At 65.7% G+C, this 23,354-nt stretch carries 21 protein-coding genes, 1 tRNA gene and 1 other RNA gene; 11 read left to right on the top strand and 12 right to left on the bottom strand.

The window, feature by feature from the left end:
- Window positions 1–66 precede the first annotated feature (66 nt).
- Window positions 67–3,231, top strand: coding sequence for a S8 family peptidase (locus tag ACVWY0_RS15035; RefSeq protein ID WP_485837409.1), 3,165 nt, complete (start codon window positions 67–69; stop codon window positions 3,229–3,231).
- 81 nt (window positions 3,232–3,312) lie between these two features.
- On the opposite strand, the gene ACVWY0_RS15030 is transcribed toward ACVWY0_RS15035, so the two are convergent.
- Genes ACVWY0_RS15030 through ACVWY0_RS15015 form a run of 4 tightly spaced genes read right to left on the bottom strand, consistent with a single transcriptional unit; the run spans window position 3,313 to window position 5,671 of the window.
- Complete coding sequence (locus ACVWY0_RS15030) at window positions 3,313–3,666, bottom strand: serine protease inhibitor (RefSeq protein ID WP_485837390.1); 354 nt, start codon at window positions 3,664–3,666, stop codon at window positions 3,313–3,315.
- Window positions 3,663–4,586, bottom strand: a complete 924-nt coding sequence (locus ACVWY0_RS15025) for a 3-methyladenine DNA glycosylase (protein ID WP_485837389.1) — start codon at window positions 4,584–4,586, stop codon at window positions 3,663–3,665. Before ACVWY0_RS15025 ends, ACVWY0_RS15030 begins: the two co-directional genes overlap by 4 nt.
- Window positions 4,573–5,148, bottom strand: coding sequence for an SSI family serine proteinase inhibitor (locus ACVWY0_RS15020; RefSeq protein WP_485837388.1), 576 nt, complete (start codon window positions 5,146–5,148; stop codon window positions 4,573–4,575). Before ACVWY0_RS15020 ends, ACVWY0_RS15025 begins: the two co-directional genes overlap by 14 nt.
- Window positions 5,149–5,188: 40 nt before the next feature.
- The gene (locus tag ACVWY0_RS15015; RefSeq protein WP_485837387.1) at window positions 5,189–5,671 is read right to left on the bottom strand and encodes a MarR family winged helix-turn-helix transcriptional regulator; all 483 of its coding nucleotides are present in this window, start codon (window positions 5,669–5,671) and stop codon (window positions 5,189–5,191) included.
- Window positions 5,672–5,752: 81 nt separating this feature from the next.
- On the opposite strand from ACVWY0_RS15015, the gene ACVWY0_RS15010 reads away from it, so the two are divergent.
- Together ACVWY0_RS15010 and ACVWY0_RS15005 are read left to right on the top strand one after the other, a co-directional pair.
- Window positions 5,753–5,995 (top strand): hypothetical protein, encoded by a 243-nt coding sequence (locus ACVWY0_RS15010; RefSeq protein WP_485837408.1) that lies wholly within the window; start codon window positions 5,753–5,755, stop codon window positions 5,993–5,995.
- 131 nt (window positions 5,996–6,126) lie between these two features.
- Window positions 6,127–6,342 (top strand): hypothetical protein, encoded by a 216-nt coding sequence (locus ACVWY0_RS15005; protein WP_252602242.1) that lies wholly within the window; start codon window positions 6,127–6,129, stop codon window positions 6,340–6,342.
- A 91-nt stretch (window positions 6,343–6,433) separates the two neighbouring features.
- Here ACVWY0_RS15005 and ACVWY0_RS15000 read toward each other — a convergent pair whose 3' ends face one another.
- Window positions 6,434–7,792, bottom strand: coding sequence for an aspartate kinase (locus ACVWY0_RS15000; protein ID WP_485837386.1), 1,359 nt, complete (start codon window positions 7,790–7,792; stop codon window positions 6,434–6,436).
- A 216-nt stretch (window positions 7,793–8,008) separates the two neighbouring features.
- Here ACVWY0_RS15000 and ACVWY0_RS14995 point away from each other — a divergent pair, with 216 nt between their 5' ends.
- Together ACVWY0_RS14995 and ACVWY0_RS14990 are read left to right on the top strand one after the other, a co-directional pair.
- Complete coding sequence (locus ACVWY0_RS14995) at window positions 8,009–8,980, top strand: ABC transporter ATP-binding protein (protein WP_485837385.1); 972 nt, start codon at window positions 8,009–8,011, stop codon at window positions 8,978–8,980.
- On the top strand, window positions 8,977–10,128 hold the full coding sequence (locus tag ACVWY0_RS14990; RefSeq protein ID WP_485837384.1) for an ABC transporter permease: 1,152 nt from the start codon (window positions 8,977–8,979) through the stop codon (window positions 10,126–10,128). The genes ACVWY0_RS14995 and ACVWY0_RS14990 overlap by 4 nt, the downstream gene beginning before the upstream one ends.
- 118 nt (window positions 10,129–10,246) lie before the next feature.
- On the opposite strand, the gene recR is transcribed toward ACVWY0_RS14990, so the two are convergent.
- The 4 genes from recR to ACVWY0_RS14970 all read right to left on the bottom strand — a co-directional run bounded on the left by recR (window position 10,247) and on the right by ACVWY0_RS14970 (window position 14,991).
- Complete coding sequence (gene recR, locus ACVWY0_RS14985; protein WP_056348564.1) at window positions 10,247–10,846, bottom strand: recombination mediator RecR; 600 nt, start codon at window positions 10,844–10,846, stop codon at window positions 10,247–10,249.
- 63 nt (window positions 10,847–10,909) lie between these two features.
- The gene (locus tag ACVWY0_RS14980; protein WP_485837383.1) at window positions 10,910–14,296 is read right to left on the bottom strand and encodes a DNA polymerase III subunit gamma and tau; all 3,387 of its coding nucleotides are present in this window, start codon (window positions 14,294–14,296) and stop codon (window positions 10,910–10,912) included.
- A 66-nt stretch (window positions 14,297–14,362) separates the two neighbouring features.
- An RNA gene (ffs, locus tag ACVWY0_RS14975) (signal recognition particle sRNA small type) lies at window positions 14,363–14,459 on the bottom strand.
- A 205-nt stretch (window positions 14,460–14,664) separates the two neighbouring features.
- Window positions 14,665–14,991, bottom strand: a complete 327-nt coding sequence (locus ACVWY0_RS14970) for a hypothetical protein (RefSeq protein WP_485837382.1) — start codon at window positions 14,989–14,991, stop codon at window positions 14,665–14,667.
- A gap of 312 nt (window positions 14,992–15,303) precedes the next feature.
- On the opposite strand from ACVWY0_RS14970, the gene ACVWY0_RS14965 reads away from it, so the two are divergent.
- Window positions 15,304–15,391, top strand: a tRNA-Ser gene (locus tag ACVWY0_RS14965).
- A gap of 102 nt (window positions 15,392–15,493) precedes the next feature.
- Here ACVWY0_RS14965 and ACVWY0_RS14960 read toward each other — a convergent pair.
- Window positions 15,494–16,411, bottom strand: a complete 918-nt coding sequence (locus ACVWY0_RS14960) for an oxygenase MpaB family protein (protein WP_485837381.1) — start codon at window positions 16,409–16,411, stop codon at window positions 15,494–15,496.
- Window positions 16,412–16,578: 167 nt separating this feature from the next.
- Here ACVWY0_RS14960 and ACVWY0_RS14955 point away from each other — a divergent pair, with 167 nt between their 5' ends.
- From ACVWY0_RS14955 to ACVWY0_RS14945, 3 genes are all read left to right on the top strand, one after another.
- Complete coding sequence (locus ACVWY0_RS14955; RefSeq protein WP_485837380.1) at window positions 16,579–17,889, top strand: M23 family metallopeptidase; 1,311 nt, start codon at window positions 16,579–16,581, stop codon at window positions 17,887–17,889.
- An 81-nt stretch (window positions 17,890–17,970) separates the two neighbouring features.
- Window positions 17,971–18,492, top strand: coding sequence for a glutathione peroxidase (locus ACVWY0_RS14950; RefSeq protein ID WP_485837379.1), 522 nt, complete (start codon window positions 17,971–17,973; stop codon window positions 18,490–18,492).
- Window positions 18,493–18,620: 128 nt separating this feature from the next.
- Window positions 18,621–19,553 carry a phosphodiesterase gene (locus ACVWY0_RS14945; protein ID WP_485837378.1) on the top strand — a complete coding sequence of 311 codons (933 nt, stop codon included), beginning with the start codon at window positions 18,621–18,623 and terminating at the stop codon, window positions 19,551–19,553.
- 64 nt (window positions 19,554–19,617) lie between these two features.
- Here the strand turns inward: ACVWY0_RS14945 and ACVWY0_RS14940 are convergent, their stop codons facing one another.
- Window positions 19,618–21,033, bottom strand: a complete 1,416-nt coding sequence (locus ACVWY0_RS14940) for a stealth family protein (protein WP_485837407.1) — start codon at window positions 21,031–21,033, stop codon at window positions 19,618–19,620.
- 283 nt (window positions 21,034–21,316) lie between these two features.
- Window positions 21,317–22,246, bottom strand: coding sequence for a hypothetical protein (locus tag ACVWY0_RS14935; protein ID WP_485837377.1), 930 nt, complete (start codon window positions 22,244–22,246; stop codon window positions 21,317–21,319).
- Window positions 22,247–22,395: 149 nt separating this feature from the next.
- On the opposite strand from ACVWY0_RS14935, the gene ACVWY0_RS14930 reads away from it, so the two are divergent.
- Both ACVWY0_RS14930 and ACVWY0_RS14925 read left to right on the top strand, forming a co-directional pair.
- On the top strand, window positions 22,396–22,695 hold the full coding sequence (locus tag ACVWY0_RS14930) for a type II toxin-antitoxin system VapB family antitoxin (RefSeq protein WP_058930154.1): 300 nt from the start codon (window positions 22,396–22,398) through the stop codon (window positions 22,693–22,695).
- Window positions 22,688–23,353 carry a LytR C-terminal domain-containing protein gene (locus ACVWY0_RS14925; RefSeq protein ID WP_485837376.1) on the top strand — a complete coding sequence of 222 codons (666 nt, stop codon included), beginning with the start codon at window positions 22,688–22,690 and terminating at the stop codon, window positions 23,351–23,353. The genes ACVWY0_RS14930 and ACVWY0_RS14925 overlap by 8 nt, the downstream gene beginning before the upstream one ends.
- Window position 23,354 lies beyond the last annotated feature (1 nt).

The raw sequence follows: 23,354 nt of genomic DNA, 5'->3' as shown, positions 1-23,354 counted from the left end.
GGCAATGTGGCCGGCCGTTCCTCGTGAAAGGTGTAGTCGCTCGTGAAATCAACTGGAAAAAGCCCCATTCGGGGCGGGGGACTCCGGAAAGCAGCGGCATTGGCCGTGGGCTTGCCGCTGCTCCTTTCGTCGATAGCGATGAGCCCCGCTACCGCGGCGCCCGCTGAAGCAAACACGGCAGTTGCCTCAAAGAAGATCAACCCCGGCGACTACCCCGCCGGCCGCTACATTGTGGTCCTGGCCGAGAAGCCAGCGGCCACCTACGACGGCGGGACTCCCGGACTCGCAGCGACGAAGCCCCAGAACGGCCGGAAGCTTGACGCCGACCGGCCCGAAGTCCAGCAGTACCAGGCGCATCTTGAGGGCAGGCAGAACGCCGTGGCCGGGTCCGAAAGCGTCCGGATCAAGCGCCAGTACACGGCTGCCATCAACGGGTTCTCGGCCGATTTGACCGCCGACCAGGCCGCTAAGCTCGCCAAGGACCCGGCCGTCCTCATGGTGGCACCGGACACGGAGAACGCGCCGGATTACTCCACTACAGACTTCCTTGGGCTCAGCGGTGAAAACGGCATCTGGAAGACTGTCTTCGGCGGGCAGGAGAATGCCGGCAAAGGCGTCGTAGTTGGCGTTATTGACTCCGGCTACACCCCCTCCAACCCGTTCTTCGCCGGGGAAGACGTGCAACCACTCGCCGGCCAGGCCCAAGTGGGCGCCCCGTACCGCACCGCGGACGGCAACATCGCCATGCTCAAGTCCGACGGCGACACCTTCGTCGGAGAGTGCCAGAAGGGCCAGGGAACCGGGGCGGCGTTTGACGGCAGTGCCTGCAACTCCAAAGTCCTGAGTGCCCGCTACTTCGCTGACGACTACATGGCGTACGTGGCGCCGGAGAACCGCGCGCCCGAAGAACTGATTTCGCCTGTGGATGTGGGAAGCCACGGGACGCACACTGCCAGCACCGCCGCGGGCAACGCGAACGTCCGGGCCAACCTTGGTGCAACCGATATGGGCATCACCAGCGGCGTGGCGCCGGCGGCAAAGATCTCCGTCTACAAGGTCTGCTGGGAGGACGACAACCCGGCCACGGGCGGATGCTACAGCTCCGCCTCCGTGGCCGCGATCAATCAAGCCATCCTGGACGGCGTGGATGTGCTCAACTACTCCATCTCCGGCAGCACCTCAACCACCACGGACCCGGTTTCCCTGGCTTTCCTTTCCGCGGCGTCCGCCGGAATCTTTGTTGCCGCATCCGCCGGAAACTCGGGACCCACGGCAAGCACCGTGAACCACGGCGCTCCGTGGCTGACCACGGTGGCCGCAAGCTCCTTCTCCACGGAGTTGCAGGGAACCGTCGAATTTGAGGACGGCAGCAAGTACCGCGGCGCCAGTCTTATGTCCGCTCCCGTTCCTGCGAGCAACGTTGTGCTGGCGGCAAGTGCCGCAGCCGCCGGCGCAGCAAACCCGGAACTGTGCGCACCCAATGCGCTGGATCCCGCCAAGGTGACAGGGAAGATTGTTGTCTGCGACCGCGGGGTGGTGGACCGCGTAGCCAAGAGCGCCGAGGTGCAGCGCGCCGGCGGCATCGGCATGATTCTGGTCAACGTAACCACCTCCTCCGAGGACCTTGACCGCCACGCAGTCCCCACAGTGCACGTGAACCCGCCGGCCACGCAGCAGATCAAGGACAAGATCATCGCCAACCCCGGCATCAAGGTCTCCCTGGTGAACACGGACACCACCGGCCTTCCGGCCGCGCCGCAGCCGCAGATCGCCGGCTTCTCTTCCCGGGGCCCGTTGCTCGCTACCGGCTCAGACCTGCTCAAGCCTGACGTGGCGGCCCCGGGTGTGGCAGTGCTGGCAGGTGTGTCACCCATCGGTTCCGGCGGCGACCAGTTCGGCATGATGTCCGGGACGTCAATGGCCGCGCCGCACGTGGCCGGATTTGGCGCCTTGATTCTGGCCAAGAACCCCACATGGTCTCCGGCCACCGTCAAGTCGGCCATGATGACCACGGCAGCTGATATCAAGAACGCAGACGGCAGCCGGAACGGTGACGTGTTCGCCACCGGCGCTGGCCAAGTGGACATTGCGCGGGTCCTGGATCCCGGCCTGGTCTACGACAATTCCGAGGACGACTACCTGAAGTTCATTCAGGGAACGGGCCTGGACCTGGGCATCCCGGATCTCGGAACAACCGCACCGCGGGATATGAATGTTGCCTCGTTCGCGCTGGGGGCACTCACCGGCAAGACAGAGGTCACGCGGACTGTCACCGCGCTGACCCCGGGCGTTTACCGGGCCAAGGCCAGCGTTCCTGGCGTCAAGGTGACGGTCACGCCGTCGATCCTTAGCTTCAACGCTGCCGGCGAGAAGCGCACCTTCAAGGTCAAGTTCGAGAACACCAGCGCTGCCTTGGGGCAGTTTGCCGTGGGCAACCTCGTCTGGCAGGGTGCCGGCAAGAACGTGGCATCGCCGGTGGCCGTCCGCCCGCAGTCGGTGGTGGCACCGGCAAACCTGGCGTTTACCTCGGAAGGAGGCCAGGGGCAGGGCGACATTCCGGTGGTTTCGGGCACCAACGCGCCCGTGAACATCACCTTGGACGGCCTGTCCAAGGCTGACTCCTCGGCCATCGAACTGGTGCCAGGGCCGCTGGCCCTGGAAACGGACGCGTCCAACTTCGCCAAGGAGGTCACCGTTCCGGCAGGATCGCCGCTGGCAAAGTTCTCCGTCTTTTCCTCGGACGAGGCCGCCGACTTCGACATGGTGGTTTTCAACCCGGCGGGCCAGGCCCTGCTGGCCCAGACGGCCTCTGCCAGTGAATCAATTTCGGTTCCGAACCCGGCTCCGGGCGTGTACACGATTTTTGTGAACCTCTACGCAAGCCCCAATGGGCAGCCCACGAAGGCGTCCGTGGACGCTGCGGTGCTGGGAGCCAACGTGGGAAATGCCACGGTGACCCCCAATCCGCTGCGGCTCGGGAACGGCCAGTCGGGCATTCTGAAGCTCCAGTGGAAGGATCTCGCTGAAGGCTCCTATATCGGCCGGGTGACGTTCGCCGGTTCGAGCGCGCCCACCTTCGTCTCTGTGGTTGTCACACCAGGCAGTGCTTTGGTGGTCCCTGCTGATGAAACTGCCGGTGACCCTGCCAACGACAAGAAGGACAAGGTCAAAAAGGAAAAGAAGAAGCAGGAGGTTCCGGAGTTCTCCGGAAACCGCAACATGGACCTCTAGCCCTTCAGCAACGGCATGCGAACGCCGCCGGACCGCTTGGTTCCGGCGGCGTTCCCGTTTTGCGGAGGCTGCCGCCGATGGTCAGATTTCGCCGCGGGAACCAGTTGTCCCGCCGAACAGGGGAGCCATGGCGCGCCAGCAGGAGATTTCACAGCCATCGGTTCGCCGGAAAGTCACACTGACGGGACGGCCGTTGATGGAGCCGGACACAACGGCCACCTGCGGCCCGCCGTATTGCTGCGTGCAGAGTTTCGGGGGGCCCGGTTTGGGAAAGAAGATGTCCTCACCGAAGCGTTCCATCGCTGACAACGCTGCTGCGGGATCGGGCACGGTGCAACCGTCAGCAGGGCGGCCATCGCGGACTATCAGCCGGAACTCGTACTCGGGGGAGTCGGGGTCTTCCGTGACCCTGATGGTCAGCTCGAGGTCCTTCATACCGTCCCCCCAGTTCGAAGCGGTGCCAAGGCCTGCGCCAGGCGCCCTCGGAGCGCAGCAGCCTCACCGGCGAAGGCGCGCTGATGCTCAACGTAGGCCGCTTTGCCTTCCGCGGTTTCGATCCGAATGGGCGGGTAACCCCACTCCGCGAGGTCGTAGGGGGAGGCCTGCATGTCCATGGCCCGGATCCGCCAGGACAGTTCGAAGCAATCCATGACCAGTTCGCTGGGAAGCGCGGGCAGCAGTTTGTACGCCCACTTGTAGAGGTCCATGTTGGCGTGCAGGCAGCCCGGCTGTTCCATGTGCCGCTGGTTTTCGCGGCTGGGCGCCAGTTCGTTCAGTGCAATCGCGTCGGGCGTGTAAAACCGGAAGGCGTCGAAGTGTGAGCACCGGATCCGGTTGTCCTCCACCACTTTGTCCGTGCCGGCCGAACCCAGCCTCAGCTGCAGGTATTCATGGCGCAGGTCGAATTTGTCCTGTCGGTAGACCATGGCCCATTCGTGCAGCCCGAAGCAGCCGAACTGCGCGGGCCGGGCAGCGGTGCCGCGAAGAATGATGTCCGCGAAGGCCACAGCCTCGTGCCGGTCGGCCAGGAACCCGGTGCGGTCAAAAGTCACAGCGGTGGTACCTGGCGGCAGCCCTAGGGAGGCGAGTTCGCCGTCGTCGAGCGTTTTGTTGTGCTTCCAGCCCATGCGGGCGGACGCCGCTTCAGCGGTCAGTACGACGCCGGCTCCCGGGTGCCAGCGCAGCAGCTGGCCAGGCTTCTGGGTGTAGTAAGTGAAAAGAAAGTCCTCCACCGGGTGCTTCCGACCTGCCGAGCGGCGGGCAAGGTAGGGATCCGAGTAACGGCGGACGCGTTGGGCGTGCGCTTCTTCGCGGGCACGCCAGGCATCGGCCGTCAGCAGGCTACGTTGCTCCACCGCTGGCGCCCAGGACGTCCTGGGCTGCGTTCCAGGCACCGATTTCGCAGCCGTTGGTGCGCGCGAACGCGGCATCCACGGGAGTATTGTCCACAATCCCGGTGACCGTGGCGGTCTGCGGGCCGCCGTATTGTTCGGTGCAGGCCACGTCTTTGCTCTTGGGGGCCGGGCTGAGGAGCGCAGCGTTGTTCTTGAGGGCAGCGCACGCAGCCTCCGGCCTGGGGTGCTTGCTCTCAGCCGTGGGGAGGCCGTCGCGGCAGACCAGCGTGTAGTTCACCGCCGCTTCGGTGGGAGAGGGCCTGACCATGATGGCAAGTTCGGCGTTGCCGGCGCCGGGGCCTGCCGTCGGGGCCGGGGGTGCGGAAGGGGACGGCGCAGGGACGGTGGTCTCGGTGTCCGGAGCGGGGGACCCGGAGGTGCCCGGGCTGGCGGAGGAGCTGGTTGTGGGGCTAGCTGTGGGGCTGGCGGATGAAGTCCCGGTCCCGTCGGGCGGGCCCGTACACGCGGCGAGCAAGGCAACGGCGAGGACCGCCAGCAATGGCCGTACTGTTCGCAAACGCATGGACCCTCCTAGGTTGCTGCCATTTTACGCCTTGCCGGGTTTACTCCCCGACGGGTTGCCCGGTGGTTCCGGCGGTGGCGGCGATGAGCCCCATCATGGATTTGTGCAGCTCGCCCACCTGCTCGCGGGTCAGCCCCAGGCGTTCCATCATGGTGCCCGGGACGGCAACGGCCTGCTGGCGCAGCGCGGCGCCGGCGGGGGTCAGGCCCACGGCAAGGGTGCGTTCGTTTCCGTCCACCCGCTGGCGGGTGACAAAGCCGGCCTCCTCCAGCCGCCGAAGAAGCGGTGAGATGGTGGCCGGGGCCTGCGCCAGGGCTTCACTGATGCTGCGCAGGGTGCGGGGTGCTGATTCCCACAGGCACAGCATCACAAGATACTGCGGGTGGGTGAGTCCGAGCTTTTCGAGGACGGGCTTGTAGGCGCCCACCACGCTTCTGGATGCCACGGTGAGGGCAAAGCAGAGCTGTTGCTCCAAGAGGAGGTCATCGTCCTGCTGCCGCGAAGCGCCGGCCCGTACCGTCATAACATTCCTCCAATAGTTAGTGCACTAATTGTTAGCGTACACTGGAGCGGGTAATTGGGTTCTATCGAAGGGGTCACTTTCATGGGCAAAGGCAAGTCAGCCGACAAGGGCAACGCATCCCAGCGGTTCATGCGCGCAACCGGCAAGCTCAGGGCGATTTTCGGCCCGGCCAACCGCAGTTCCCTGGTGCATGACATGACCGAAGAGAACCGGGCGCTCCTGGTTCAGCGCGAGCGGGATACCCAGCAATGGGAAACGGTCACCCGCCCGGACGGCAGCACCTATGTTGTGGCCAGGAACCCGGACGACCAGTCCCTCCGCTGACTCTCCCCGGGCTCCCCATCCGGCCGAACCTCACCAGACCAATTTTCGGGCGGCGGGCGTAAAATAAGGGCACTGACTCCATAAGGAGGCAGTGGCTCTTTCGCCCGCAACGCGGGAAGGGGGTGGAAACAATGGGACATGCGCTCACCGGTTTTATGCACGCGACTGACAGGCTCCGCTTTGTCTTCGGGCCGGCAACGCGTCTGGACACGGATTCGCCCGTGGTCCACAAGCATGATGAGTTCGAGCAGGCCTCTGATGAGGATCTTTCCCACTTCGTGGTGGAAACCGATTCCGAAGGTCATCACTACGCCGTGCGCCGCGAAGAATTGGACAAACAGGGCTGAAACAAAAGCAACGCGGGGTCACTTCCGGCCCGATAACCTTCGTCTATCGGGCCGGAAGTGACCCCGCGTTGCTTGTAGAGGGCTACTTGGGCTAGCGCCCGGTGCCGCCGTAGACGGTTGCCTCGTCCTCGCTGTCCAGGTCGAAGGCCTTGTGGATTGCCCGGACGGCGTCATCGAGGAGATCGGCGTGTGTCACCACGGAGATCCGGATTTCCGAGGTGGAGATCATGTTGATGTTGATCCCGGCATCGGACAGGGCCTTGAAGAACGTCGCGGAGACGCCCGGGTGTGACCGCATGCCGGCCCCGATCAGGGACAGTTTGCCGATCTGTTCGTTGTATTCGATGTTCTCGAACCCGATGTCCGGCTGCGCGGCCTTGAGCGCTTCCAGGGCCTCCGCGCCTTCGACGATGGGGAGCGTGAAGGAAATATCCGTCCGGCCCGTGCCGTGCGTGGAAACGTTCTGCACGATCATGTCGATGTTCGAGTGGGCGTCGGCAATGACCTGGAAGATCGCGGCCGCCTTGCCGGGGATGTCCGGGACACCCACCACAGTGACCTTGGCTTCGGAACGGTCGTGTGCAACGCCGGAGATGATTGGCTGCTCCAAGGCAACTCCCTCTTGAGTGGTGATCTTGTCTTCGGCGCTGGGGATGACCCAGGTGCCTTCGTTCTGGCTGAATGAGGACCGGACATGCAACGGCACACCGAACCGGCGCGCGTATTCAACGCAGCGCAGGTGCAGGATCTTCGCACCGGACGCCGCGAGTTCCAGCATTTCCTCGCTGGAGATGGTGTCGATTTTCTGGGCGGAAGGCACCACGCGGGGGTCCGCGGTATAGATGCCGTCAACGTCTGTGTAGATCTCGCAGACATCGGCGTCGAGTGCGGCCGCAAGCGCGACGGCGGTGGTGTCCGAGCCGCCGCGGCCCAGGGTGGTGATCTCGTTGGTGCTACGGCTCATGCCCTGGAAGCCGGCGACGATCGCGATGTGCCCCTTGTCCAGGGCCGTGCGGATTCGGTGCGGATCGACGTCGATAATGCGTGCCTTGCCGTGGATGCCGTCCGTGATCATGCCGGCCTGGGAGCCGGTGAAGGACTGTGCTGAGGCGCCGAACTTGTTGATGGCCATGGCCAGCAGGGCCATGGAGATCCTCTCACCGGCGGAGAGGAGCATGTCCATCTCGCGGGCGGGGGCGGAGTCGGTCACCTGGGCGGCGAGGTCCAGCAGTTCGTCGGTGGTGTCGCCCATGGCCGAAACGACCACCACCACTTCGTTGCCGGCCCGCTGCGCGTCGACCACGCGCTTGGCGACGCGCTTGACGCCCTCGGCATCCGATACGGAGGAGCCGCCGAACTTCTGCACAATCAGCTGTTTGGTCACGGCAGTGCCTTCGGGCAGCTCCTGTGGCTGCGTTCCTGTGTGCACTTCGGAAGTGGGCGTACTCATGCGCGTACCTTCACTGGATCAATCGGAGTTCTGGAGGTCAGGCACGGCCTTGCGGCTGGACGGCGTGACGTGTCAGCCCAGTTTATCGCCGCCTGTGGCCGGACGCGGAATTGTGTCCAAATCTCAGCCTTCCGGCGGATACTGTGCCCGTCGGCTCAGGCGTAGGCTCATATAGTCAGTATGCATGAATGGCTTTGGGGGACAGGTGCTCGGAAAATGACAGAAAACTGGGACAGAATAGGCATTCCAGCCCAGCCGGAAAGCCCGCGCCAGGACGGCATCAGCGCCACCGCGGTGAGCCGCAGCTTCGGGCAGGTGCACGCCGTCGAGCACATGGATTTCCATGCTCCGGCGGGAAAAGTCACCGCCCTGATCGGCCCCAACGGTGCCGGTAAAACAACGCTGTTGCTCATGTTGGCTTCACTGCTGGCGCCGGATTCCGGCAGTGTCACGGTGGATGGGCTGGATCCGCAGCACCACAGCGCGGAAGTGCGCAAAAGGATTGGCTGGATGCCGGACACCCTGGGCGTGTGGGAGTCCCTGACCGCCCGTGAGATCCTCACTCAGATAGCCCGTTTCTACCGGCTGCCCAAGGCCGGAATCCCGCAGCGCGTCACCGAGATGCTGGACCGGGTCCGCCTGAGCGACCTTGCGGACCAGCCGGCCCGTGTCCTGTCCCGGGGGCAGCAGCAGCGCCTCAGCCTGGCCCGCGCACTGATACACGATCCGTCCGTGCTGCTGCTCGATGAGCCGGCGTCAGGCCTGGACCCGGGATCGCGGGTGGAGCTGCGGGTGATGCTGCGGCAGCTTGCGGCGGAGGGGAAGTCTATTGTGGTCTCCTCCCACGTGCTCAGCGAGCTGGACGAAATTGCCGACGCAGCGGTGTTCGTCAACCGAGGGAAGACGGTCCGGCACCAGACCACGGACGCGGCTGCCGCCTCCGGAAGGCGCTACGCCATCTCGGCAACGGACGGCGCAGCGCTCGCCGCCAAACTCACGGACTTGGGCCTGGCGTTCCGGGTTGAGGACGGCCGCCGGCCGGCCGTCAGCCTGGTGTTGCTGAACGACGACGACGCCGCCCGCCTCCTGCGCGACCTGGTGCTGGCCGGCATCGGGGTCAGCTCCTTTGCCCCCGCCTCGGGTGCCCTGGAAGAGACTTACATGAACCTTGAGGGGGAGCGGCGATGAGCCAGCTGACAGAACCAACGCAGCGCCCGCCGGCTTCCGGCTTTAGTGCCGGCTACCTTGCCGGCATCCGGGATGTGGTGGTCCTGGAACTCAAGCAGCGGCTCCGGTCTCGCGGCTGGTACATCATGCTGGCCATCTGGTTCATCCTGACGGGCCTGGTGACCTGGCTGACCTGGGCCAGCTGGAACGCCCAGCGCGAAGCCCAGCGCGCCTATTCCAACTTTCTGCCGGCCGACCAGGGACCGGGGTCCATGATCTTCGAAGTGGTCCTGGCCTTTGTCCTCCTCTTCGCATTGCTGGTGGCGCCCGCACTATCTGCCAATGCCGTCAACGGCGACCGCGCCGGCGGGACCCTGGCCATCCTTCAGGTGACCCTGCTCCGTCCCGGACAGATCCTGTGGGGCAAGTTCTTCGCCGCGTGGGCCGCCGCCCTGGCCTTCCTGGTTGCCAGCACGCCGTTCCTGGTCATCGGAGTGGCCCTGGGCGGCATGACGCCCGGCCATGTCATCGTGGCCCTGCTGATGCTGGCCGTTGAAGTGGGCGTGGTGTGTGCCATCGGCGTCGGAATTTCCGCGCTGGCAGGGCGCCCGCTGTTCTCGATCGTGGTCACGTACCTTGCAGTGGCCGGGCTGGTATTTGGTTCCCTGATTGCCTTCGGCCTGGGCGCCGGGCTCTCGCAGGGCACCATCATGGCCAACCAGGCGCAGTACCGCAACTACGAACCGCTGCAGCCGGTACCCGACGAAACAGCACCCCAGGAACCGGAGTACACCTGCTCCGGTCCGCTGCGCGCCCAGCCGGCCGTTCGCACCGAAAGGGTTGCGTGGATGCTGGCCATGAACCCTTACGTGGTGGTGGCAGATGCCATCCCTTACACGGTCCGCGTCAACAACGGCTTCGGCATGTCATCCCCGGTGGGCGCCATCGAATCCATCAGCCAGGGTGCACGCTACGCCATGGCCGGTCCGGAGGGCACCTACCCCTGCGCCAACGGCGAGGCCAAGCCGCAGTACCTGGCGCAGTCCACTCCCTTGTGGCCGCTGGGGCTCGGCCTGCAGCTGCTGCTTGCCGGACTGCTGATGTGGTTGGGTTGGCGCTCGCTGCGAACTCCGGCGCACAGGCTGGCACGCGGAACCCGCATCGCCTAAAGCCGCTGTACCCGACGACGACTCAACCCGGCCGCCTGAACCCAGGCCAGGCCGGGTCGGGCGCCTGTCTGCCTTAGCCCGGTCGGTCTGATCAGGGCAGGGGCAGGGGCAGGTCCGCTCAGGTCAGGGCGTTGCGGCGGCCTTCGAAAGCGCGGCCGAGCGTGACCTCGTCGGCGTACTCAAGATCGCCGCCCACAGGCAGTCCGGAGGCCAGCCTGGTCACCACGATGCCGATTGTCTTCAGCATCCTGGCCAGGTACGTGGCCGTTGCTTCGCCTTCGAGGTTGGGGTCGGTGGCGATAATGACTTCCTGGATGGCGCCGTCGTTCAGCCGTGTCAGGAGTTCCCGGATCCGCAGTTGTTCGGGCCCTACGCCGGCAATGGGGTTGATGGCTCCGCCCAGCACGTGATAGCGGCCGCGGAACGATCGGGTGCGCTCCACGGCGAGGACGTCCTTAGACTCCTCCACCACACAAATGACTGACGGGTCGCGCCGGGGATCCCGGCAGATGTTGCACAGTTCCTGCTCGGTGACGTTGCCGCATACCGTGCAGAACTTCACGCGTTCCTTCACCATGGTGATGGCTTCCACGAGTCGCTTCATGTCCTGCGGGTCCGCTTCGAGGATGTGGAAGGCAAGCCGCTGGGCGGATTTGGGACCGACACCGGGAAGCCGTCCGAGCTCGTCGATCAGCTCCTGGACTGCACCTTCGTACACGTTTTCCTCTTTTGGCTTGGCTTGGGTGGTGAATGGAGTTGCGGGAGTACGTGCGCCAGGTGCCTAGAACCTCGCAACGATGGGGCTTCCGTCCGGGGACCGCTCCTCGATCAGCGTTCCGCCCAGAATACGCTCGACGGCGGCGCGTCCAAAGACACCGGATTCCTCGATGGTTTCATCGTCCGCGCTCGGTATGTCCTGGACGTAGGTTGCGGCGGCAGCCCTGGCCGGCGCCTTGGCACGCCCGGCTTCGGCCTCGGGGCTGTTGGACAGTCGCTGGTAAAGACTCTGCCGGGCGGCAGCAGCGGACTCAGAGGTTGCCGGTGCCGGCTGCAGGGGTGCGGCAGCCGGAGCCGTCGATGCCATGGCGTACTCACGGACTTCAGCCGGTTCGGGAACCGCTGCTTCCCCCGGCGGGACTGCCGGGGCTCCCGGTGCTTGGCCGGTTGGCGCCGGATTGTGGGGCTCCGCGGTTTCTGGCGCGGGGCCTTGTAGTGCGGGGCTCTCTGGTGCGGGGCTCTGCGGTGCAGCTGAATGTTGTGCAGCTGAATCTTGTGCGGCGATGTCGGTGGTTGCGGTGGGGGCCACCGGAGACAAGCCCCAGCTGGCGTCGGCATCGGACTGGCTCACGACAGCTGACGTCTTGGGGACCTGGGCGGTGGCGGGCTCGTAGCTGGGTGCAGGAGCGCTTTCCGTGGCCTCTTCAGGGCCGGGAGTGTTCAGGCTTTTGCCAACATTGGGCTCGGTGCCAACTACCCATACGCCTGGCGCCTGCTCGATGGCCCGGCCCCACGGATCCAGTGCCGGATCGGGTTGTGAAGGAGCGGCCGATGCCGCACCGGAGGACCTGCTAGCTGGGGAGGTCTTTGCTGCTGCAGCCTTTGAAGCACCTCGAGCGGGCCGCTTGGCGGGTGCGGCCGCTGAAGGCTCAGGCTGTGAAGGCGACAGGCGTGGGGTAGCCGCAGCCGAGGGATCCCAGTCCATGGGTGGTTCCTCGTCCAGCGGCGGAGCATCTTCGTCGCGCGGGGGACCCCAGTCGTCATCGGAGTAGGCATACGAACCGGCGGTGGCATCCGGCTCAGCTGGTACCGACTGTCCCCGGGCGGCTGGTACCTGGGCGGCCACAGTGGCTGCCGGCGCGCTGACGTCGCCGGTGTGCTGGACTGTTTCTTCAGGAGCTGCCGCGCCTGCAGACGGTGCAGGTGCAGCAGTGGCAGGAGGCACGGCCGGTTCGGGAGCACGCGTCGCGGGGGAGGGGGCTGGCGAAGGTGCCGGCGCGGTGGCCAGGACCTCATGCGTGGAAACGGCGCTGGCAGGGGCCAGGCCCCACGCGACATCGGCTGAACTGGCCGGAGCTTCCGGGCTGGCTTCCGGACTAGCGGGAGCTTTTGGGTTTGGCTCAGCGCTCGCTGCCCTGTTGGCGCCACCGGCGACTGCCGTGATCTGGCAGTCGATGCCCACCGTTTTGTGGATCGCCTGCCGCAGGTTTTCAGCGTGATCAGCCCGGCCGAAGGCGCCAGCCAACCCGGTAGTGCTGAACGACAGTGTCAGGACCTGGCCGTCAAATGCACCCACCTGGGCGTTCGGCTCAACCAGGGCCCACGTGCTGCGCTTGATCTTGGAGAGTGTCTGCAGAACTTCCGGCCAGGCACGGCGCAGGACTTCGACGTCGCCTGTCCCGGCGGCCCCAGTGCTTGCCGCGCCAGTTCCTGTCGCACCGGTCGGTGCAGCGGTGGCAGGGGCATGGCCAACCGAAGCGGGCGCAGCCGGGGCAGGTGCAGCGGTGGCAGGAGCCGTGACAGCGTCGGTGCTTGCCGGCGGCGTGGCCGGGGAAACTGCGCGGGGGGCGTCTGCCCCGGTCTCTTGGGTGGGCTGACCGGATGCCTGCGGTGTGGGAGCGTGCCGCCTGCCTGTGGACTCGTCAACCGGCCAGTCGTTGGTGCTGACCCTGGGCGGCGTCAGCGACGGCCTGGTCTGTTCAGCTCCGGATACGGGTGGCCGGGCCGACCCGGGACCGGCAGCCGCTGGCCCTGAAGGCTGCTGCGCAGCAACCGGCGCCGCAGCAACTTGCTGTGCCGCGGCCGGAACCGCAGCAACCGGACGTGCCGCAGCGGGCGCCTCAGAAACGGCTGGCGCAGAAACTGGTTGCACGGAAGCTGCTTGTACGGAAACGGGTGCAGCAGGATCCGGCGTTGCCGCTGTCGGCACCGCGGAAACCGCAGCGGGTCCAGCCGAAACCGCAGCACCAGCCGGAGCGGGAGCGCCGACGTCGTTCCCGGCGTAATTCAGGCGCCGCTCCACGCGGTCGATCCGCGCAGCGATGCCGCGTTCCGTCTGTTCCGAGCTGGGGAGCAGGATGCGGGCGCAGAGAAGTTCGAGGTGCAGGCGCGGAGAAGTGGCGCCGGTCATCTCGGTCAGTGCAGTGTTGGTGACATCAGCGGCGCGGGAGAGTTCGGAAGCCCCGAGGTTGTGCGCCTGGTTCTGGAGCCGGGCGATCTGGTCCGCAGGCATGCCGCGGAGGATGACCTGGGCGCTTTCGGGCATGGCCTGGACGATGATGAGGTCGCGGAAGCGTTCCAGCAGGTCCTCGACGAAGCGGCGGGGATCGTGGCCGGTCTGCACCACGCGGTCCACAGCCCGGAAAACGGTGGCGGCATCTGAGGCGGCCACAGCTTCCACCACGTCATCCAGCAGCGAAGCGTGGGTGTAGCCGAGGAGGGCTACGGCCAGTTCGTAGTCGAGGCCGTTGGGTCCGGCTCCGGCCATCAGCTGGTCCAGCACGGACAGGGAATCGCGGACGGAGCCGCCGCCGGCCCGGACCACCAGGGACAGTACGCCGGGTGCCACCGGGACGTTTTCCTGAGTGCACAGCAGCTCCAGGTACGCCATCAGCGGCTCCGGCGGGACAAGCCGGAACGGGTAGTGGTGCGTGCGGGAGCGGATAGTACCGATGACCTTGTCCGGCTCCGTGGTGGCGAAGATGAACTTGATGTGCTCCGGCGGCTCTTCAACGATCTTCAGCAGGGCGTTGAACCCGGCCGAGGTGACCATGTGGGCCTCATCGATGATGAAGATCTTGTAGCGGTCGCGGACCGGAGCGTACGTTGCGCGCTCGCGGAGGTCGCGGGCGTCGTCCACGCCGCCATGGCTGGCGGCGTCGATCTCGATGACGTCCAGGGAGCCTGAGCCGCCGCGGGCCAGTTCAATGCAGCTGGGGCACGTACCGCAGGGAGTATCTGTGGGGCCTTGGGCGCAGTTGAGGCAGCGGGCCAGGATGCGGGCGGAGGTGGTCTTTCCGCAACCGCGTGGGCCGGAGAAGAGATAGGCGTGGTTGACACGGTTTTTCCGCAGTGCCGTCATCAGCGGCTCGGTGACATGTTCCTGCCCGATAACGTCGGCGAAGGAGTCCGGGCGGTATCTGCGGTAAAGGGCGGTGGTAGTAACAGTCACGGGAAAACCCTACCAATCCGGGCAGACAATCAGGATCCCTCGCGGACGGCCGCCCTGTGGGGGAATAGTAAAGACCCCCCATGCACCCGCCAGAGCCCGTTTACCCTTGCTACCTTCCGGTCCTGGGGGAGTTCAACAGGATGACGCCACATGAGGGGCCGCAGACAAGTTTACCCGAAGATTCGGGAAGGTCCGGACGGCCCGGGCCCCGGCTGGCCGCGGCCCGGCCGGGTGCCCTCTCGCCGCCCGGAATTTCCTGATGAGCTGCCCGGACCCGCTTGAACGGTGCTGGCCCACACCGCTCAAGCGGGGCACGGCCGCGAAAGCTGGCGCAAAGGCGAAGGCTGGCGCAAAGGCCCAGGCGCCAGCTAGCGTCGCCAGCCATCCACCGGCCAGGTCATAAAGGCGGGCTCCTCGTAAGGGTGCGCCGCGCGCAGGGCCAGCACAACGGCGTCGAGGATCTCTTCCTCCACAACGCACTCCACCCGGGTTTCCGGCACGCGCTCGCCCGCACCCACGGCCCCGATGAACGGCTCGGCACCAGGCAACGGAGTGAAGCGCCCGGTGCCGGGGGAGGTGAAGGTGCAGTGCGAATAGTTCCCGATGCTGCCCGCGCCGGCGTCCCCGATTGCCGCGAGCAGCGGCTCCGCGTGTGTCTCCGGAACGTAAACCACCAGGGCGTGCAGCTGTGTCATGGCCTCATCCTGCCAAGAAGGCAGGGTAATGGGCAGCGATTTTCATTGCTTATCCGGCGGGTAGGGCCGATCATGGATATGTACACCGATTGGGGCAATCTCAAGGTTGTGAGCTGCGGGGCCTGGCTGGAGGGCCGGACCCGGCAGCTCAACGGCGTATCGGAGGAATGGGCGCATTGGGGGCGTCCATTTTGACGTTAACGGGCCAGATGCGTCCGGGCTGCCCGGCGGCGGTAACAGTCCGCCGGGCCCAATTGGGCGATGCCGGAAAGTTCAGGTAGTCTAGTGTCTGCTTTTGATTCAGAAGCAGCTGGAGAATTCGCCTAGCGGCCTATGGCGCACGCCTGGAACGCGTGTTGGGTTAACGCCCTCGGGGGTTCAAATCCCCCATTCTCCGCCAGCCAAAAACCCGGTTCTGACCTCGTCAGGGCCGGGTTTTTGCTGTCGTCCAGCCAGGCGTTGACCCATGGCTGGAGCCCAGCTGCCCAGCCCAGCTGCCAGCTCATGCGCCCGCGTAGCCCAGGCGGCGGAGGCGCTCCCGGGCCGCTTGTTCGCTGGGTCCAGGCCCGCGTCCAAGGGCAAGATGTACGACGCCGAGAGTCACCTTCGTTGCCAGCCTCACGGGGAGCGGGAATGGCCCCAGCCGGGGGACCTGGAGCCCCAGCATCCGGCGGTACTTCGGCTCAAGGCTATAGACGGCGCCGGCGAAGATGATCCGGTAGCCGGGGCGCAGCAGCGGATGCAGTGTCGGGTTGCGGATGAACTCAACGGTCTCGGCAACCCTGCCGTCCGCGACCAGCTCACCGTTGTTATACCAGCGGTCCAGTTGCTCCCGCATTTCGGCCTCGCTCAGGGGCGGATCCTCCACGCCCATCAGCCGTCCGGCCTGGGCCCACTCGCGGACATAGGCGTCGGGGCCGCCGGGGATCCCGGCACCCCAGATTTTGTGGGCCGAGAGGAAGGCGTCCACGAACGCGATGTGGACCCAGCGGGCGAGTTCCGGATCGTTGGCCGAGTAGCTCCGCTCGCCGCCGTGGCCGTCACCGTAGTTCCCCTGTACAGGCTCGTGCAGGCGACGGACCCGGGCGGAAGCCTCGTCGGCGGCGGCCTGTGGGCCATAGGTGACGGTGAAGATCCAGCGGATGGTCCGGGCCAGCCGGCTGAGCGGATCTGCGCGGAAGTCGGAGTGCTCGTGGATTCCCGCCAGCGCCCCGGGGTGCAAGGCCTGCATCAGGAGCGCGCGGACCCCGGCCACAATGGTGGTCATGGAGCCGTGCACCGCCCAGACGGCCGTGCCGGGAAGGTGATAGCCGGCGTCGTCCCCTTCGGCCAGCCGCGGAACCCATGCGGGCTGACCGTCAGTGCTGCCGGTGAATACCCGTTTGATTTCGCCCTGCCATTCCCTGAGGAAATTTCGCATGTCACTATTCTCGCCCAGAAGCCGGCGGGCACGGTTCTGGGGGCGGATCCACATAATGTCCGCAGCGGTGCCGGTGCGGGGGTTCACAGGCCCGGGCCTGTGTGGTCCCATGAAATGGTAAGTCCGTCTGGATCCGGGGTCTGGCGGGCCAAACCGGGAGTCAACGAGTGGGCAGTCATTGGGGGTCCGGCCGGGACCAAGAGCCTGCGGGCGCGTGCGCCATCGCTGTGCGCGTGCTGGCCGCCAGCGCCGTTGTTGCCGCGTCACTCTTCGCCGTCGGCCTCCCAGGATCGTCCCCCGTTGAACCCCGCCCGGCAGCGTCGCCGGCGGGTGCCGGACAGGTTGGCTGGCCTGTGCTCGGTGCTTTCCTGACGGACAGCCGGGCCTTGGTTCCGTTTAACCGCACACTGGTCAGGACGATCGCCAAGGGCGGGAGCGCTCCGCTCAACGTGGCCGCTGCCGGGCTCACCCGCCCCCCGGAGGGGTCCCTCATGGCGCCCCTTGAGCTCCTCACTTCAAGCTCTCCATTCGGGTACAGGGTCAGCCCGATCACCGGTGCAGGCGGCGATTTCCACCTTGGCCAGGACTTCGCTGCAGGCTGCGGCACCAGGGTTTATTCGGCCGACGCAGGCGTGGTCAGGGCCGCCGGCTGGCACCCCTGGGGCGGCGGCAACCGCGTGGAAATAGACCACGGCAACGGGCTGATCACCACATACAACCACTTGGAGGCTGTGGCGGTCCGGACGGGGGACTCTGTGCAGGTGGGCCAGGTCATTGCCCGGGTGGGCACCACGGGATGGTCCACCGGCTGCCATCTGCATTTCGAAACCATCCTCCACGGCAAGCACACCAGCCCGCTGAACTGGACACTTCTGCGTATTCGTCAGTTGGACGAGCTCGAGGACATAGCCATGGTCAGCTATGAGGCCAAGCTCGTGGACGTCGGCGCGCAACGCTGGGCCATCCCGGTGGCCGAGGACAACAGCCACACGGTCCTGGGCGGCGAAGAGGAACTGTCCGAAGCGCCGCCGGTGGAGGGATCAGTGACAACGTCGGAACCGCCGGACGAGGCACCCACGGAAGAGTCGTCGTCGGACGCTACCTCGCCTGGATCCGCATCGCCCTCCCCAACGCCTTCCACGCCCCGGGCAACGCGGACGCCGACGGAAACCTCAAGCGCCACGCCGACGACGACGTCACCCACCCCCACGGGCACCTCACCTACCGCCACGGGCACTTCGCCTGCGCCGACGACGAGCGCGTCGCCGTCTCCGACGCCCACTGTCTCCAGGTCGTGGCCGTTCAGGCCTACCTCGCGCCTGACGCCGACGCCAGCGCCAACGGTGGAGCCAACAGCAACAACGAGTAACGGGTCCTCAGCCGAAACAGCGTCGCCCTCGCCCTCGTCTTCTACGACAGCTACAACCACCGCCACGCCTACCGACACCGCAACATCGTCCGAGTCGGCGGGACCCTGACAGAGAACTCCCAGACTGCACCCGTACCCTTGATGGTTGGCAACGAATCACCTGCATGACCAACCTTTCAAGGACGGCGCTGTGACAGACCTGTACACCATTCCCCTCACTCTCAACGACGGCACCGAAACCGATTTTGGCCAGTTCAAGGGCAACGTGGTGGTTGTGGTGAACGTGGCGTCAAAGTGCGGTTTCACTCCGCAGTACGCGGGTCTGGAGACGCTATACGAGAAGTTCCGCGACCGCGGCTTCGATGTGCTCGGAGTTCCGTGCAACCAGTTCGCCGGCCAGGAGCCAGGCAACGACAGCGAGATCGCCGAGTTCTGCGAGCGGAATTTCGGTGTCACTTTCCCGCTGACGGCCAAGGCCAACGTGCGTGGTAAGGACCAGCATCCGCTCTATGCCGAGCTGACCAGGTTCAAAACCAGTGTGCTGCCCGGCCTGGTGAAATGGAACTTCGAGAAGTTCCTGGTCAACCGCGAGGGCGAGGTGGTGGCACGCTTCGCGCCCACCGTCGAACCGGACTCCGCCGAGGTCATCGATGCAATTGAAATGGCACTGGCAGAATTTGACGGACCGGCGGCCACCACCGAACTTTCCTGAGCTTAATTCTTTAGTTTTTTCCAACTTGGCCGCAACAATTTACCCACAGTTTGCCAATTGTCTGATTGGATAATAGTTACTGAAGGGTAGAAGGGAAACGCCGTTTCCCACCAACCACAGAGGCAGCAATGAAGCACATCGAGGCCGAACACCCCCGGCCACGCCACTTCCTTCTCCACCTGAGCGACCCCCACCTGTTGGGAGGTCCGGATCCCCTTTACGGAGCAGTTGACTGCGAAGCCAAGCTCATTCAGCTTTTCGAAGAGGTCAGGGCTTCCGGCGCCCGGCCCGAGGCCGTGATCTTCACGGGCGACCTCGCCGACCAAGGCGACCCTCAAGCCTACGCAAAGCTCCGGGCAATTGTTGATCCCGCCTGCGAAGACATGGGCGCCCAAGTCATCTGGGCCATGGGCAACCACGACAACCGCGCCAACTTCCGGACCGGGCTGCTGGACGAGCCGGCCAGTGACGCACCGGTGGATCGCAGCTACTTCATCAACGGCCTGCGCATCATCACCATGGACACCTCGGTCCCGGGTTACCACCACGGCGAGCTAAGCCCGGCACAGCTGGGGTGGCTCACCCGGCAGCTGGATACCCCGGCCCCCGACGGCACCATCCTGGCGCTCCACCACCCGCCGGTCCCGTCGGTCCTGGACCTTGCCGTGCTCGTGGAACTGCGCGACCAGGCAAGCCTGGCCTCCGTGGTCCGCAACTCCGACGTCCGGACCATTCTTGCCGGGCATCTGCACTACTCGACCACCGCCACCTTTGCGGGGATTCCTGTCTCCGTCGCCTCGGCCACGTGCTACACCCAGGACCTCAACGTCGCCGTCGGCGGTACCCGCGGCCGGGACGGCGGGCAGGCCTTCAACCTGGTGCACGTCTACGAGCACACCATTGTCCACTCCGTGGTTCCGCTGGGGAACGCGGCCACCGTAGGGGAGCATGTCACCTCGGAAATGACTGCCGAGCGACTGGCCGCCGCGGGCGTCAGCATCCCTGACAACGCCAAAACAGGAGGCGTCAGGAAGGTAGCCCTTCCGAACTACGCTATCTAGCCGCGCAAAGCCCGGCGGGTCGGAAGCCCTGACGTGGGCGCGACCAGCGTCAGGGCTGCGAGCGTCAGAGCTCCCAGGGCGCCTTGATGGGGTAGTACTTCTCCAGGAAGTCGGTCACGATCTCGGCGCGCTCGTCCGCGGGGACTTCGGGGAAACTGCCGTCGTTGAGGCAGAAGAAGTCCATGTTCCGCTTGGCCAGCAGCTTGGGCAGGGAGTTCAGCCCGGCGCGGGCGGTGGTGTCCACGTAACGCACCTTGGCTGCGGTCTGCGTGACCGCACGGCCTGTCAGCAGCGCGTAGTAGTGGTAGAAGGAATTGGTGACCGAGATGTTGTCCGCGGCGCGGAACCTGCTCGCCGCCGTCTTCTGGAACTCCTCCGGGAACTCACGCTCCATCCTGGCCACAACGCTGCGCCGCAGCGGGGCGGCGGTGTGCTCCAGGTGCCGCGTGGTGATCCGACCGAACCGGTTCCAGAGCAGCTTGCGGTTCACGCGGGCGGCGTTCTCGAAGCCACTGCGCTCGGCATCGTTGTCGCCCAGCCCGATCCGGGTCTCGGCCTCGATGAACTTCGTGACGCCACCCGGTGTGAAGAACATGTCCGGGCCCACCGAGCGGCCGAAGAACATGTCGTCATTCGAGTAGAGGAAGTGCTCGGAGAGGCCCTCGATGTTGTGAAGCTGGCATTCCACTGCCTGCGAGTTGTGCGTGGGCAGCACTGCGGGATCGGCGAAAAACTCATCGCTGCGGACAATGGTCACCGACGGGTGCTCCGCGAGCCACTCCGGGGCGGGGGAGTCTGTGGCGATAAAGATGCGGCGGATCCAGGGCGCGAACATGTAGACGGAGCGCAGGGCGTATTTGAGTTCGTTGATCTGCCGGAAGCGGGCTTCGTGGTCGTCGCCTTCGCCGAGAACCACACCCTGCTGCTGGGCACGGCGGGCCGCGATGTATTCGGGAGAGCTGCCGTCAACCCACGAAAACACCAGGTCGATGTCGAAGCTGATGTCGCTGGCATGGTCGGCGAACATGTTCTCGATGGTGGGCCAGGTGTGGCCGTACCGTTCAACCGTCCCGCGGACAGCGTCCTGGGACTGCATGGTGCGGCGGGTCAGGGAGTTTTCGATCGGGAGGATCAGCTGATCGCCCTCAAAGCTCCAGAGCTCAATCTGGACGCCGGCGGAGGAACCGAACTCGAAACCGCCGTCGGGTTCAACCCGCGGTCGGTAGAGGCGGAAGATGCGGGCCTGACGGTTGGGGGAGAGATCTCCGTCGGCAACCAGCACGGAGGACTTCTTTTTCGCGTCCACGGTCATGGAGTACACGGGCTCGTTGCGGCAGGCCTCCACCAAGGCCGCCCGCAGCTTCTTGCGGTCCTTCCAGTCCAGGGCAATGACCGGACGGTCGTTGTTGCCGCGCACCAAAAGGTAGTCCAGCCCGGCCTCCGCGAGCACATTGCGCAGGAACAACAGATCCTCAACCATGGCCTGGTACGGCGTCCGGTTGTGGTTGATCAGGGCATACCGGCCCTTGTGCCGGACGACGTCCGGCCGGTGCTTGAGTCGAGCTTCGGCAGCCGGAGAGGTCACCTCCGTGTGGGTGCGCGGTTCTACGGACGCCTGGCCGCCGTAGTAGATCTCGTCCTGGACAGGTGCTTCTGTAATGGTTGTCTCCGTCGCGGGTAAATGGTAAGCGTTCTTATCTGAATAATAGCGCGACGCCCAAAATGGCAGGCCTCAAACAGGCGGCTGCCGGCGGGGGACGGGCTCAGCCGACCATGGCCTCCCGCCAGCTGCGCAGGTAAGCTCCGCCGGCGTCGTCGTGAATGACATCTTCCCCAAGCCCGAGATCGTTGGCGGTCAACACGTCATAGGGCTTGACCGGAACGCCGTCCGCCGGGCGGACATCAACGTGTTTTACGGGGTGGTCATTGTGGTGGAGCCAGTCCGCCATGGCGTAGTCCGTGCGGGAGTCCCCTACCGTCCGCCACGCCAGCGGCGTGATGCCCTGTGCCGCCAGCAACTCCACGGCGCGGCTGGCGCCGAGGTCTTTGCCGAGCCGCACTGACTCAATATCGGTGGAAATGATGGTGGGATCGACGCGGTAGTCCACCTCGTCGTCGGAATTCGGTGCGTGGTGCTCCAGGCGGACCACGCCCATGCCGTGGCGGGTCATCAGATCCATGGCGTCGGAGTCGAAAAGCCTCTGTTCGGCCAGGTAGTCGGCGGAGGGCACCTCGATATGCTGCTCAACGGACACCATGGCGCGTTTCGTCTCGTCAAAAAACATGTGCCTGGAGTAGTCCTCGGCCACGAGCCGGCGGACGTCATCGCCGTAGGCCTTGGGCACGGCCAGTTCGTGATCAACGTGGATGGGGCCGGGCCCGGCGGCGGTGTAGCTGAACCACACGGCGCCCTTCTCGCAAATGGCGTGGATGACTGTGCCGGCGGGAATGCCGGCGGCGATCATCGGCTCCATGACCTGCTCCCGGATGAAGGCATCGGAGCGGCCGGTATTGAAAACGACCGGAATTCCGGCGGTGGCCAGCGCCACGAGATCGGCAATGATGCCTGGTTTTACGTCGCGGGTCACGGGGCTGGCCACGGGTCCGTCAACGTCGAGCAGGAGGGCGAGGGGCGGGGTGGACGGCAGGCGGACGCCGGGCGTGGTGCTGGCAGGGAATTCGGGTGCAGTCATGGCTCCATTGTGTCAGCCACGGGCCTCCGATCCTGCGCCGGCAGCGCAACGTCCGCGGCATGTGACAGATGGTCACTGTTTGGCTACAACCTTGGGATGCTGCGGGCCGGACACTTCTCTTGGGCCCCGAAGCTGCCTAGGGTGGCATGGTGATCTTCAAAGCTGTGGGCGAGGGACGCCCGTATCCCGACCATGGTTTCAACACGCCCAAACAGTGGGCGTCGCTGCCGCCGCGCCCTGTCCGCCTGGACGAACTGGTGACCACCAAACGGACGCTGGACCTCGAAGCGCTCCTGGCCGAAGACTCCACCTTCTTCGGTGACCTTTTCCCCCACGTGGTGCAGTACCAGGGAACCCTGTACCTGGAGGACGGCCTGCACCGCGCCGTCCGGACAGCGCTGCACCAGCGGACCGCCATCCACGCCCGCGTGCTGGTCATAGATGGCTAGGAAACCCAAGGACGCCAACGTCCTGCATGGCCACCACGTTGTTACCGGCCCCGAACTGCGGGCCACGTTTGAGGCTGCCGGCGACCCCGACAATCCGGTGCGGGTGCGCCGCCGAGTGGTGCATGGAGTGGTCCTGGTTTTGCTGCTGGGCCTCATTGCCGGCGCCATCATCGTTGCGCTGGCCATCATGAGCGGACAGCTGAAGCTTCCGACGACGGCGGGCAGCGACGAGCCCCGGACCACCTGTCCCGCGGCCATCTTTGACTACACCCCCAACGACAAAATCAACCTCAACGTCTACAACTCCACCAGCCGCCCCGGGCTGGCCCGCTCTGTTGCGGATGAGTTGCTGGCCAGGAAGTTTGTGGTGGGGGCCGTGGCCAACACGGAGGCCGGCTTCCGCGGCGTGGCGGCGGTGGTTTCCGGGGCTGCCGGGCAGTCTGCCGCCTTCAGCGTCCAGCGGAACCTACCGGGCTCCGACTACTTCCAGGATGGCCGGACGGACGCCAGCGTAGACGTGATTCTTGCCAACGACTACAAGGAGCTGGCCGCCGCCGACCGTGTGGACCAGACTCCTGGGAAGCTCAGCTGCCCGCGTGAAAGCCGGCGGATCGCTGACGATGCCAAGTGGCCGGTCATTCCGACGGCCGGCGCCTGAC

It is taken from the genome of Arthrobacter sp. UYNi723 (assembly GCF_054057635.1).
The sequence above is the reverse complement of the archived record's forward strand: the minus strand, read 5'-3'. Positions and strand labels throughout refer to the sequence as shown.

Excerpts from the sequence above, each read along its gene's own strand:
- ACVWY0_RS14995 (WP_485837385.1), top strand. The coding sequence starts at position 8,009 with ATGACAGAAAACTGGGACAGAATAGGCATTCCAGCCCAGCCGGAAAGC.
- ACVWY0_RS14960 (WP_485837381.1), bottom strand. The coding sequence starts at position 16,411 with ATGCGAAATTTCCTCAGGGAATGGCAGGGCGAAATCAAACGGGTATTC.
- ACVWY0_RS15010 (WP_485837408.1), top strand. The coding sequence starts at position 5,753 with ATGGGCAAAGGCAAGTCAGCCGACAAGGGCAACGCATCCCAGCGGTTC.
- ACVWY0_RS15005 (WP_252602242.1), top strand. The coding sequence starts at position 6,127 with ATGGGACATGCGCTCACCGGTTTTATGCACGCGACTGACAGGCTCCGC.
- ACVWY0_RS14945 (WP_485837378.1), top strand. The coding sequence starts at position 18,621 with ATGAAGCACATCGAGGCCGAACACCCCCGGCCACGCCACTTCCTTCTC.
- ACVWY0_RS15030 (WP_485837390.1), bottom strand. The coding sequence starts at position 3,666 with ATGAAGGACCTCGAGCTGACCATCAGGGTCACGGAAGACCCCGACTCC.
- ACVWY0_RS15000 (WP_485837386.1), bottom strand. The coding sequence starts at position 7,792 with ATGAGTACGCCCACTTCCGAAGTGCACACAGGAACGCAGCCACAGGAG.
- ACVWY0_RS14940 (WP_485837407.1), bottom strand. The coding sequence starts at position 21,033 with ATGGTTGAGGATCTGTTGTTCCTGCGCAATGTGCTCGCGGAGGCCGGG.
- ACVWY0_RS15015 (WP_485837387.1), bottom strand. The coding sequence starts at position 5,671 with ATGACGGTACGGGCCGGCGCTTCGCGGCAGCAGGACGATGACCTCCTC.
- ACVWY0_RS15020 (WP_485837388.1), bottom strand. The coding sequence starts at position 5,148 with ATGCGTTTGCGAACAGTACGGCCATTGCTGGCGGTCCTCGCCGTTGCC.
- ACVWY0_RS14970 (WP_485837382.1), bottom strand. The coding sequence starts at position 14,991 with ATGACACAGCTGCACGCCCTGGTGGTTTACGTTCCGGAGACACACGCG.
- ACVWY0_RS14935 (WP_485837377.1), bottom strand. The coding sequence starts at position 22,246 with ATGACTGCACCCGAATTCCCTGCCAGCACCACGCCCGGCGTCCGCCTG.
- ACVWY0_RS14925 (WP_485837376.1), top strand. The coding sequence starts at position 22,688 with ATGGCTAGGAAACCCAAGGACGCCAACGTCCTGCATGGCCACCACGTT.
- ACVWY0_RS14990 (WP_485837384.1), top strand. The coding sequence starts at position 8,977 with ATGAGCCAGCTGACAGAACCAACGCAGCGCCCGCCGGCTTCCGGCTTT.